Source organism: Streptomyces deserti, assembly GCF_054782695.1.
The window spans coordinates 223,343-234,872 of record NZ_BAAGRZ010000007.1; the positions used below are offsets into that span (position 1 = coordinate 223,343).

Consider the following 11,530-nt stretch of genomic DNA (forward strand, 5'->3'; position numbering starts at 1 on the left):
GCGGCACAGCCCCGCGCGAGGACCATGGCGCACGAGCAACCGCACGGGCGCGGACAATCCGTGCCGTTGGCCGTTCCATCACGGCTGCGCCACGATTTCTCCACCTCGGCCGCGGCCGAGGCTAGGCTGCGCTGGTGTCTCACCAGCCCCCGCAGCCCGCGTCCGCCCCTCGTCGACGCTCCCCTGCCGCCGAGCGGTCCGGGGTGCGGCGCCGGCTCCTCGGCGCCCTCGTCTCCGTCGCCGTGCTCGGCGGCTCCGTGGCCGCCGTGGTGACCCTGACCGGTGCCGGCTCTTCGTCCCGCAGTCCTGACGACGGCATCGGGGCGCCCGCCTCCGCGTCCGGGTCCACCACCCCGGCGTCGGCCGCCACCCGCGGCCGGGACCTCGGCTTCGGGCTTTCCTTCGGCGACACCCTGACCTGGATGACGGACGCGGAGCGGGCAACGGCGATGGCCGACGCCAGGGAACTGGGCGTCCGCTGGCTGCGGGTGGACCTGTCGTGGCGGAACATCCAGCCCGACTCCCCCGACCAGTACCTGTGGGAGCGCTTCGACCGCGTGGTGGACGCGGCCCGCGACCACGGGCTCGATGTCCTGCCCACCCTCTCCTACACCCCGCGCTGGGCCGCCGACCCTACCTGCGGCAGCACCAGCCAGACCTGCCCGCCCGCCGACGACGACCGGTTCGCCGGGTTCGCGCGGCTGGCCGCCGAGCGGTACGCGGCCAGGGGCGTGCACACCTGGGAGATCTGGAACGAGCCCAACATCAAGCCGTTCTGGAAGACCGGCCCCGACGCGGAGCGCTACACCGCGCTGCTGACCGCGACCGCCCGCGCCATCCGCTCCGCCGACCCCGACGCCTACCTGCTGCTCGGCGGGCTCGCCGCCGTGGACACCATCCCGTCCAGACAGTATGTGTCCCACAAGACGTTCCTCGCGGAGCTGGGCCGGCGGGGCGCGCTGAAGCAGGTGGACGCCGTCTCGTACCACCCGTACACCTATCCCCTGCTGCCCGGCACCGAGACCGCCACCGGCACCCGCTTCCAGGACATCGACCGCACGCGGGACAGCCTCGTGGCGATCCTGAGGCGGTACGGCGAGCCGGGGATGCCGATCTGGCTGACCGAGACCGGAGCGCCCACCTGGTCCCAGGGCAAGGCCGCGGACAGCGAGGACGCCCGGGGCACGGGCCACGTCACCCCGCGGCTGCAGGCCGAGATCGCTGCGGACACGGTGACGGCGTCGGCTGCGATCCCCTCGGTCGAGACGGTGTTCTGGTTCGCGTACCGGGACAACGAGCCGCAGACACCGGCCAGCCGCAAGTCGCGGCACTACGGCCTGGTGTACGACGACGGCCGGCGCAAGCCCGCCTTCGAGGCGCTGGAGAAGGCCATCCGGGCCTACCTGGAGAGGCAGGGCTAGAGAGTGCGGAAGAGGTCCAGGTAGCGGGCCGTCAGCGTCGGCCAGGCGTAGCGCTGTTCGGCCGTGCGCCGGCCCGCCGCGCCCATCCGGTCGGCCAGGTCCCCGTCGGTCAGCAGCTTGGCGCAGGCCGCGGCCAGGGCGTCCGGATCGCCCGGCGGGACCAACAGGCCCGTCTCGCCGTCCTCGATGACGTGGGGGATGCCGCCGACCTCCGAGCCGACCACCGGGGTGGCGCAGGCCATGCCCTCGACGAGCGCCATGCCGAAGGACTCGGCCTCGGTGAGCGACGGCAGGGCGAGGACGGCGGCCGTGCGCACCGCCTCCGTCAGGGCCGTGCCGCTCAGCGCACCCGGGGTGTCCAGCCGGTCGGCGACGCCGAGTCCGGCCGCGCGGGCCTGGAGGTCGGGCAGGGCGTCACCGTCGCCGACCAGGCGCAGCCGGGCGTCGGGGACCTCGGCCGCGAGCCGTGCCAGGGCGCGGATCAGTACGTCGACGCCCTTCCATGCCGAGGAGCGGTCCATCCGGCCGACGTAGACGACCGTGCGGGGGCGCCGGGAGGCCGGCTCGCCCGGGGTGAACCGGTCGGTGTCGACGCCGGGCGTGATGCGTACGGCGTGCGGCCGGCCCTCGGCCAGGGAGACCGGTGAGACGGCGACCAGTCGGCGCGCGCGGGCGAACACCCGGGGCAGAACGGCCTTCTCGTACAGGCCGATCAGCCGGTCGGCGACGCCACTGCCGGGCTCGCCCTTGTGCATCGAGCCGGCGTGGTACGTGAGCACGGTCGGGCGGCGGCCGGCCACGGCGATCGCGAGGTCGCCCAGACCGGGGACGGGGGCGTGGGCGTTGACGACGTCGGCCCCGGTCCGGCGCAGCCAGTGGCGCAGCTGAAGGGGCCAGAGCGGGCTGAGCGGGGTGTTGGACAGTTTCAGCCAGGCGCCGAGCCGGACGACCCGGACGCCGTCCTCGGTGGTGACGGTGGTGGTCGGGCCCCCGTCGAGGCGCGTGGTGATGACCACGGCCCGCAGATCGCGGGCGGCGGCGACGGCGGCCGCGAGGCGGGCGGTGTACTGCTCCACACCGCCGATCTTCGGGGGGTAGTAGGGGGTGACGATCGCGATCGTGCGGGGGCGGGTCACACCGCCTCCCGCAGCCGGGCGGGCAGGGACCGGGCGCGGGCGACGTAGTCGGGGAGGTTGGCGTCGAGGAGCCTGCGGTAGGGAGCGGGGTCCTTCAGCAGGGGTTCCACCAGCGCCCAGAGCCGGTCGTGGGTGACGTCGGCGATGGGCAGGACCCACTCGCCGAGCCCGAGGTCGGCCATGATGCCGCGGGTCTTGTGCTCGTACTCGATGGCCACGCAGGGCACGTCGCTGGTGAGCGAGAAGATCACCGAGTGGAAGCGGGTGCCGATCAGCAGGGTGCACTCGTCGTACAGGCCCTTGAGATCGCGGTAGTCGACGACCTCGTCGACCATCAGCGGGCCGCTCGTGCAGTGGGCGGCGATGCGGCGCTCGCAGATGCGGTCGTCGTCGCCGAGGTAGTCGGTGCTGACCTGGGGGATGAGGACCGCGCGGGCGCCGGTGGCCTGGACGGCGTCGATGGTGCGGGCCAGTTCGCGTTCGTAGCGGTCCTGGGCGGCGGGGGTGAGCCAGCGGCGGGCGGTGATGCCGACGAGCCGCTCGTCGGGGCCGACGCCGAGCCGGGCCCGCCAGTCGGTGCGGCGCTCCGGGTCGAAGGCGAAGCCGGCGTCCACCGCCCGCTCGATGCGGTCCGCCGGGATCCCGCAGGCCAGCAGCTCGCCCACGCTGACGTCCTCGCGGGCGAGCACCGCGGCCGAGCGGCGCATGACCCGGCCGACCAGTCGGCGCTGGGCGGCGGCCGGGAACGGGCCGAAGGACTGCGGGGCCCAGACCACCGGCGCGCCCGCCCGCTGCGCCAGCAGGGCGGGGAGCAGCACGAAGAAGACGTTCTGGTAGCCGTCGAGGCCGGGGCGGGCCAGGACGTAGCCGCCGCCCATGGACACCACCAGGTCCGCCCGCGTCACGGCGTCCGCCTCCCGCCGCGCCTCGGCGGGCAGCACCCGCAGGACGGCCCGGGCGAGCGGGCGCGGCAGCGTCACGGCCGCGGTTCCCGCCAGGCCCAGCAGCGCCTTGCGCAGCAGGCGGCGGGGCAGCGAGGCGGTGCCGTCGGCGACGTAGCGGCGGATCGAGCCGATGTTGCGGACGCCCTCGAACGCCGGGTGTTCGGCCGCGTCCTCCATCCCCGCGATGACCACCTCCGCCTCGGGGAACGCCTCCCGCACGTGCCGCAGACAGACGGAGAGCAGGGCGGCGTCGCCCGCATTCTCACGGACGTACGCGTTGATCACCACGATCTTCACGGGATGGGCCTCTCGGAACGGGGGCGGGGGTAGGAGGTAGCGGCTGCATAAGGGGCGGTGTGAGGGACGAGGTCGGTCGCCTCTGCCGAAGCCTGAGCCTTTACCGGAGCCTCGGCATGTACCGGAGCCTCGGCAGTCCTCGGCGCCCGCCCCCGTATCAAGCTCACCGTGGCGAACACCCCGGCCACCGCGTTGCCCACCGCCCACGCGTACCCGACCCACACCAGTCCCCGGTCGGCGAAGGCCGAGCTCAGGCCGATGGACAGACCGGCCATGATCGTGTTGGCGGCGATCAGGTGCCGCATGCGCTGGGCCAGCTTGAGGGCGAAGCAGGCCCACGTGTTCAGGGCGACCGGCAGGGCGGCGATCGCCAGTACCGTCAGCAGGGGCCGGGCGTGCTCGGCGTATCCGGAGCCGAACATCCGCAGCAGCAGTCCCCCGCCGACGACCACGACCGCGGCGGCGGGCACCTGCACGGCCGCGATGATCCGCGCCGAGCGCAACATCAGTTCCCGGAACCGCGACTCCTCGTGGGAGACCTCGGCGAAGACGGCCTCGCCGACCGCGGTGGAGACGGCGTTCAGCATGGCCGCGATCTGGAAGGCCACGAAGAAGTAGCCGGCCTGCGCCGCACCCAGGTGGTGCAACACGATCAGCGGGGTGGCCAGCACCGGTGCCAGATTCACCAGGTTGGACAGATGGCTGGCCACGGAGAAGCGGAACTTCTCGCGCAGCCGGGTGCCGCGGGTGCGCAGGTCGGCCCTGAAGCCCAGGCGGCGCCGCAGCACCAGCAGGGCGACCAGCACGGTCACCGCGTAGCCCACGCCCGCCGAGGCGACGATGCCGAAGACGCCGAGCCCGGTCAGCACCGCCGGAATGGCCACCTTGGCGACGCCCTGGGTCAGTCCGTCGATCAGGACGTTGTACTCGGGGACGCGGGCCGCGTTGAAGACGGACTTGACCAGCATGCTGGTCGCCGCGCAGCCGCAGAAGGCGGCGAAGGCGGCAGCCGAGCGCCAGTCGTCCCGGACGAAGTCCAGTTTGGCGCCGTACAGCGGCAGCCCCAGAAGGTAGATGCCGCCCGCCCCGCACCCCACGACCGCCACCAGCGCCAGCGCCTGACTGATCTGCGCGTTGCGCGCATCCCGCTCCGCCGGGAACCTGATCAGCGTGTTGTTGAGCCCCAGCAAGCTGAACGTGGCCAGCAGCGAGGTCGCGGAGATCAGTGAGGTGGCGAGCCCCACCTGGGTGGGTGTGTAGAAACGGGCGACCACCACCCAGAAGACGAAGCTGAGGCCGGCGGTGACCACCGTGGAGGCAAGCAGGAAGAAGGAGCTGCGGTAGATCCGGTCGCCCGGCCGGCGGTGCCGGCCGCGTCCGCGCCTGGCCGGGGCCGGAGGGACCGCGCCGGTCATCGGCGCTCACCGCCGCCGCGGTAGTGCGCGAGCAGGGTCGTGACGTGCTCGTCCCAGGCGAAGGCCTTCTCCGCGTACGTACGGGAGTACTCCCCCATGCGGGCCCGGCGTTCCGGGTCCGCGGCCAGGGCGCGCAGTTCGGCGGCCAGCACCGGTATCTCACGGGGCAGCAGGGACACCCGGTCGCGGTCCAGGCCGTAGGGGGCGTAGCCCGGGTCGTCGGTGGTGACGACCGGCAGCCCGGAGGCCATGGCCTCCTGGACGGTGAGCGGGAAGCCCTCGGCGGTCGACGGCAGGGCGAAGACGTCGCAGGCGCGGTAGGCCTCGGCGACGGCCTCGGGGGGCAGCGCGCCGAGGTGGTGGACGCCGGACCGGCCGGCGAGGGCCGCGGTGTCTCCGCCTCCGGTGAAGACCAGGTCGTAGCCCGCCTCGCGGGTGTGGGCGGCGAGCAGCAGGTCGTAGCCCTTCTTGGGTACGAGCCGGCCGACGAACAGGACGAGGAGCCGGTCGGCCGGCAGTCCCAGCCGTTCGCGGGCGAGCGCCCGTTCGGCGGCTGAGGCGACGGGGCGGAACGCGTCCGTGTCCACGCCGTTGGCCAGGTGGTGCCGTCGGCGGGCGCCGTAGGACTCCACGAACCGCGCGACCGAGGCGTTGAGGGTGAACACCGCGCGGGCGCCGCGCAGCAGGGCGCGGCCGGCCACGCCGTACACCGCCCGCTGCACGACCCGCACCAGGCCGGAGGGGTGGTCGACGACGGCCACGTGCTGGGTGAGGACGTACGGGGTGCGGGTCAGCCGCGCGGCCAGGCCGGCCGCCCAGGAGCTGAGGTAGAGGCAGTCGTGGATGTGCACGGCGTCCGCGCGGCGCGCCCAGCGCAGTGCGGCGGTCAGCAGGGCCGGCGAGAACACCGGGAAGGGCACACCGGCCTTGCGCTCGGCGCCGTTCCAGGCGGCCACGCGCACCACCCGCACGCCGTCCTCCACGGTGACGGAGGAGCGGTCGGCGCTGGTGAGGACGGTGACGTCGGCGCCCCGCGCGGCCAGGCCCTCGGCCTCGCGGCGCACGACGTTCTCGATGCCGCCGACGTGCGGCGGGTAGTAGTGGCTGACCAGCAGGACCCTCGGCGGTCTCGTGCTCATCGGTAGATCACCGCTCCCCCGTTGCTGTAGATGAGGTCCCGGGGGTCCAGGACCTGCGTCGGGTACCGGTACGTGATCAGGTCGCCGCCGTAGAACACGGTCACCTTGCCGGTGCGGGTGGGTGTGGTTCCCAGCAGCACGTAGGAGTCGGTGCGCAGGGCGGCCGGGTGTACGTCGGCGAGGGTCGGGTGGGTGAGCAGCGCCTGGAGGCGGCTGTAGCTGAACCGGTCGGTCTGCACCAGTCCGCTGCCCTCCTTGCCCAGGCGCCCGTCGAGCCAGAGCGCGGCCCGGCGCTCCTCGGCGTGCGGGTAGTAAAGGGCGTAGTACTGGCCGGAGTTGGACAGTTGCACCTGCGCCGGATAGCCGCCCAGCACCTTCGGCACCACCCCGGACAGGTCCAGCAGCAGCCCGGCCAGCAGCGCGCAGGCCAGCGGCACGGTCCGCCTGCCCGCCCAGCGCAGCGCCCACAGGGTGGCGGTGGCCAGGAACGGCGCGAAGAAGAACAGGCCCTGCTGGAAGGCGCGCAGCAGGCTGTAGTCCACGGACAGCTGCGGTACGAGGGTGAAGACGGCGACCATGCACCAGGCGCCGGCGGCGATGGTCACCTGGTCGCGCACCGGCCGGAACGCGGAGCGGCGCGCCCACAACGCCACCGCGAACCCGGCCATCGCCATCACCTGGAAGAACAGCGCGGCCGCCTGCCTGAGGCCGCCGTTGAGCCCGGGCACGCTGATGCCGGCCGAGCCCAGGGCCCGGCCGACGGCGGTCAGCTTCATGGTGGGGACCTCGACGACCGGCGTGGGCAGCCCGTCGATCTGCTTGAGTGACAGGTAGTCGCCATCCGGCCGCTCGGCCGCGGTCCGTTCGAGCAGGTCCTCCTTGTACTGCTGCAGGCGCTCGGAGGCGGGCACCTTGGCGCCGCCCAGGATGCTGTACGCGGTGTCCGAGGAGCCCGACTCCGACTCCCCGTGCAGCACGGCCGAGGCCACCGCCCTCAGGGTGCGTTCGGCCTGGCCGCCGGTGTGGGTGAGCGGGCCGGACCACAGCAGGGCGAGCGCGGCGGGCACGGCCACCACCCACCAGGTGAGGAAGGACAGCATCCGGTCCTCGCGGCGCCTGCGCCGGACGCGTTCACGGCCGCGCCGGGAGACGAGCCGCCAGGCCTTGTCCAGGCAGAGGGAGACCGCGAGGGTGCCGACGACGACGTACGTCGTGGAGTAGTGCGACAGCACGATGCCGCCCAGCAGCACCACGAAGACCACCCGGCGCAGCGTCAGCGGCCCACCCGAGTCCGTGAGCACCACCATGGCGCAGCCCAGCAGCAGGAAGGCGATCTCCTGGCGGCCGAGGTAGGGCATGTCGGTGAAGAAGGTCGGGAAGACGACGAAGTACACCGCCGAGATCAGCGCGACCACACGCGGCGCCACGTTGCGCACCGCCCGGTGTACCAGCACCGGGGTGAACGCGAACAGCAGCGGCAGGACGACCTTGAAGATCACGGTGTCGGAGAGGGCGGTGAGCTGGAAGACGCTCACCGGCAGCAGCGTGATGCTCAGGCAGGCGTTGTACGGGTCGGTGTAGCTGCCGATGTCCCAGTACTCGCCGCCGAGGGCGAGCCGGAAGTACAGGAACTCCTTCTGGATGTCGTGGCCGGTGATGTACTGCCCGCGCAGCGAGGTGAGCAACAGCAACGCGGCCGACGCGCAGTACAGGCCCCATTCCAGGACCGGCACCGGGTAGCGGCCCCGGCGCAGCAGGAGCAGGGTGATCAGAGCGGCGACGACGACCATGGCGACGGTACTGACCATGCCGCCCAGGCCGTTGTTGAGTCGGATCGGTCCGGCCACGGCCAGGACGAGTGCGAGGCCGCCGAGGGCCGCGACCGGTCGCAGGCCGCGGGTGGCGAGCAGCCGGTGGCCCGGTGGGCCGTCCTTCGGCCGTCCCTCGGGGCGTCTCGGTTCGGGTGCGAGCACCCCGAGCACTACCAGGGCGCCGGCCAGGGCGACCGTCAGAATCAGCCGGGTCAGCGGGCGTTCGACGCCGAGCGGGGGCAGCACGGTGTTCACGGTGAGCGCGACGACGATGTCCGTCATCACCGTGAAGCCGACCGCCAGCAGCAGCGCCGCGGTCCCGGTCGTCACGATGCGCGTGGTCACACCCCGCCACAGGACCACCGGCGCGCCGAACAGCAGCCACAGCCCGGCCAGGGTGTGCAGCGCGGCGGGCGACTGGGGCAGCAGCTCGACCACGCTGGCGGGCGCCAGGCTGAGCAGCACGGCGAAGCGGCGGCTGAACAGCGGGCGGCGCCCGGCCGCGCGGCTCGGCCGAGCGGGCCGTTCCTCGTCCGCCGGCGAGCGCGGGTCGGGCCCGTCCACGCGCAGGGCCAGGGTGTCCTTCGTCGTCACAGGCCGGCCTTGGCATAGACGTCCTCGACCTGCCGGGCGACGGTCTCCCAGGAGTAGGCGCGGGCGTGCTCGGCGCCGGCCCGGGCCAGACGGGCACGGAGCGCGAGGTCGGCGGCGACGGAGTCGAGGGCGGCGGCCAGGGCCGCCGGTTCGGGTGCGGTCAGCAGGCCGGTGCCGCGCACCAGTTCCCGGGTGCCGGGCACGTCGGTGGCGACGACCGGCAGCCCGGCGGCCATGGCCTCCAGGACGACCAGCGGCATGCCCTCCTTGTCCGAGGCCAGCACGAAGGCGTCGGCGTCGGCGTACGCCTTCACCAGGTCCGCGCCGAGGAGCCCCCCGCTGAACTCCACGTTCACCAGGCCCAGCCGCCCGGCCTGCTCCTGAAGCCGCCCGCGCAGCTCCCCGTCGCCGACGATCCGCAGCCGTACGTCCTGCCGCGTCAGGTGCAGGGCGTCCAGCAGCCGGGCCACGTTCTTCTGGACCCCCAGCCGGCCCACGTAGAGCAGGTTCAGCGGGCCGGGTGCGGGTTCGCGTGCGGGCATGAAGTATGCCTCGGACACGCCGTTGGGCACGACGTGGAGGCGGTCGGCGGGCACCCGGTACGTGTCGGTGAGGAAGGCCGCCTGAGTGTCGGTCAGCGCGATGACCCCGGCCGCGGAGCGCAGGACTCGGCCGAACACGTGCTCCTTGTAGTACGGCAGCAGGGCGCCCAGCGGGCCGGAGGCGTCCACGTCGAGGTGGAAGTGCAGCAGGAAGCGGGTGCCGCGCAGGCGGGCGGCGAGGGCGACCGTCTCCGGCAGCAGGGCGTGCGCGCAGTGCAGGTGCAGCACCGCGTCACGGGGCAGCCGGGCCAGGTGCGCGGCGAGCCCGGGGGCGACGGCGGTGTGCGCCAGCTCCACGGCCCGGTGCCGGTGCACCAGGACCCCGTCCTCCCGGGCGTTGCGCGGCGCCTCGGCGGCACCGAGCGCGGTGGTCAGAACCCGTACGTCGTGCCGCTTGGCCTGCTCCCGCGCCAGGTGGGAGACGACGCGCTCGAGCCCGCCCAGGTGCGGTGGATAGTAGGGGGTGATCTGGACGATGGTGCGCATGTGGCTTCCCGTGGGGTGGGCTGGTGCGGCTCGTTGGGGCGGTGCGGGTGGTCTGCGGACGGTGGCGGTCGGACGCGGGGCGGTCAGCGCAGATGCATCCGGAGCCGCTGCGGGTGCCCGGGCAGCGTCACCTCGACCAGGTCGGCGTCGCGCTTGCCGCCGCCCTCGAGACGCAGCCTGAGGTCGACGCCGACCTGGGCGCCCGGCTTGGTGGTGACCGTTTCGGTACGGGTGGCCAGGCGCCGGCCCCCGGCGTCCGCTGCCCACGTCCGGACGGTGCGCCGGCCCCCGGAGTCGCCGTGCTCGACGAGTTCCAGCGGTACGACGAGTTCGCCGCCGTCGAAGAACGGCTCCTTGCCGAAGTACAGCTCGATGTAGGCCCGCTCACGCTCGGTGAAGGAGTCCCGCAGCACGGTCCGCACCTCGGGAACGCTCCAGGCGGCACCGCACAGCCCGAGCACGACGGCCACGGCGGCGATCCTGCCCAGCACCTGGCGAACCGTGCCCCGCCCGGCCACCCGCCGCCCGGACCCGACATCCCGAGCACGGCCGACCCGGCGGCCCGGATCGGGTCCGTGCGGCGGCGTGTTCACGCCATTTCCAGGGGTGCCTCATCGGAGGTGCGCTGCGCCGGCATGGACGACAGTGTCGGCAGTGCCGTACGGGCGTTGAGCTCATCCGCCGGATCCGCGGCCCGCTCGGACGCTCCCACTGTCTTGGCGGCGAGCTGCTCCACGGCGGCCGCTGCCCGCTCGGCGGCCGCGGCCGCCCGCTCGGCGGCGGCGTTGGCCCGGGCCATCTCGGCCCGGGGGACCATGCGCGCGGGCGTGGTACGGAAGCGGTTGTCCCGGATCTTGTGCTGGAAGAGCTGGCGCAGGTTGGCAACCCCGTCGGGCAGGGCGTTCAGCTTGACCTCTCCGCCACGCACGCGGTACTCGATGGGGACCTCCAGGCAGCGGAACCCGGCCCGGGTCGCCGCGTTCTTGATCTCCTGGGAGAAGGCCATCCCCGGCGAGCGGACGTCGATCGCCTGCCACACATGGCGCTGGAAGACCCACATGCCGGACTGCGAGTCGCGCAGCCCGTTGCGGAACAGGGCCCGGCTGAGGGCGCTGAGGGCGTGGTTGGCGACCGTGTGGGACGGCTTCATGGCGTGCCGGTTCTCGAGCCCGAGCCGGTTCGTGGTCATGAACTCCACGCCCCGTGCCTCCATGATGTGCAGCAGGTGCGGCAGCGCGTCGAAGGGGTAGGTGCCGTCCGCGTCGCCCGTGGCGACGACGTCGCCCGCGGCCGCGTCGAATCCGGCCCGGTAGGCGTTGCCGTAGCCCCGCAGGGGCTGCGAGACGACCGTGGCGCCGAGCGCCCGGGCCACCTCGGCGGTGTCGTCTGTCGAGGCGTTGTCGACGACGATCACTTCGACACTCCAGCCCACGTCCGACAGTGCGCGGTGCGGGATGGACCTCATCACCGTCGGCAGGTTCTCGGCCTCGTTCAGCGCGGGAATGACGATGGACAGAGTTCTCAAGGAAGCCCCCCTGGGCAGACACAGGCACTCGGGGCATCACGGAGAACAACGGGCCCCCTCGCCCGCACCCGGCGGCGCCATCGACCCGTGCCTGTCGACACGAGCCCCCTCCGCACCGCGGGACTCCCACCATCCGTCGCGCAGCGCCGCGCGAACGAGC

General features: G+C 73.5%; 9 protein-coding genes. 1 reads left to right on the forward strand and 8 read right to left on the reverse strand.

Annotated elements, in window-relative coordinates:
* Positions 1-134: 134 nt before the first annotated feature.
* Positions 135-1,421 (forward strand): cellulase family glycosylhydrolase, encoded by a 1,287-nt coding sequence (locus tag ACYVMZ_RS15910; protein ID WP_461079945.1) that lies wholly within the window; start codon positions 135-137, stop codon positions 1,419-1,421.
* Here the strand turns inward: ACYVMZ_RS15910 and ACYVMZ_RS15915 are convergent.
* From ACYVMZ_RS15915 to ACYVMZ_RS15950, 8 genes are all read right to left on the reverse strand, one after another.
* Positions 1,418-2,557, reverse strand: coding sequence for a glycosyltransferase family 4 protein (locus tag ACYVMZ_RS15915; RefSeq protein WP_461079947.1), 1,140 nt, complete (start codon positions 2,555-2,557; stop codon positions 1,418-1,420). The genes ACYVMZ_RS15910 and ACYVMZ_RS15915 overlap by 4 nt on opposite strands.
* Positions 2,554-3,798: a polysaccharide pyruvyl transferase family protein gene (locus ACYVMZ_RS15920; protein ID WP_461079949.1), complete on the reverse strand. Its 1,245-nt coding sequence runs from the start codon at positions 3,796-3,798 to the stop codon at positions 2,554-2,556. The genes ACYVMZ_RS15915 and ACYVMZ_RS15920 overlap by 4 nt, the downstream gene beginning before the upstream one ends.
* Positions 3,795-5,213, reverse strand: a complete 1,419-nt coding sequence (locus ACYVMZ_RS15925) for a lipopolysaccharide biosynthesis protein (RefSeq protein ID WP_461079951.1) — start codon at positions 5,211-5,213, stop codon at positions 3,795-3,797. The genes ACYVMZ_RS15920 and ACYVMZ_RS15925 overlap by 4 nt, the downstream gene beginning before the upstream one ends.
* A complete protein-coding gene (locus ACYVMZ_RS15930; RefSeq protein WP_461079953.1) occupies positions 5,210-6,352 on the reverse strand; it encodes a glycosyltransferase family 4 protein in 1,143 nt (380 codons plus the stop codon). Before ACYVMZ_RS15930 ends, ACYVMZ_RS15925 begins: the two co-directional genes overlap by 4 nt.
* Positions 6,349-8,757 carry a hypothetical protein gene (locus ACYVMZ_RS15935; protein ID WP_461079955.1) on the reverse strand — a complete coding sequence of 803 codons (2,409 nt, stop codon included), beginning with the start codon at positions 8,755-8,757 and terminating at the stop codon, positions 6,349-6,351. The genes ACYVMZ_RS15930 and ACYVMZ_RS15935 overlap by 4 nt, the downstream gene beginning before the upstream one ends.
* Positions 8,754-9,845, reverse strand: coding sequence for a glycosyltransferase family 4 protein (locus ACYVMZ_RS15940; protein ID WP_461079957.1), 1,092 nt, complete (start codon positions 9,843-9,845; stop codon positions 8,754-8,756). The genes ACYVMZ_RS15935 and ACYVMZ_RS15940 overlap by 4 nt, the downstream gene beginning before the upstream one ends.
* Positions 9,846-9,928: 83 nt before the next feature.
* Positions 9,929-10,336 (reverse strand): hypothetical protein, encoded by a 408-nt coding sequence (locus ACYVMZ_RS15945; protein WP_461079959.1) that lies wholly within the window; start codon positions 10,334-10,336, stop codon positions 9,929-9,931.
* A 98-nt stretch (positions 10,337-10,434) separates the two neighbouring features.
* On the reverse strand, positions 10,435-11,370 hold the full coding sequence (locus ACYVMZ_RS15950; protein WP_461079961.1) for a glycosyltransferase family 2 protein: 936 nt from the start codon (positions 11,368-11,370) through the stop codon (positions 10,435-10,437).
* Positions 11,371-11,530: the final 160 nt, after the last annotated feature.

Excerpts from the sequence above, each read along its gene's own strand:
- ACYVMZ_RS15925 (WP_461079951.1), bottom strand. The coding sequence starts at position 5,213 with ATGACCGGCGCGGTCCCTCCGGCCCCGGCCAGGCGCGGACGCGGCCGG.
- ACYVMZ_RS15930 (WP_461079953.1), bottom strand. The coding sequence starts at position 6,352 with ATGAGCACGAGACCGCCGAGGGTCCTGCTGGTCAGCCACTACTACCCG.
- ACYVMZ_RS15940 (WP_461079957.1), bottom strand. The coding sequence starts at position 9,845 with ATGCGCACCATCGTCCAGATCACCCCCTACTATCCACCGCACCTGGGC.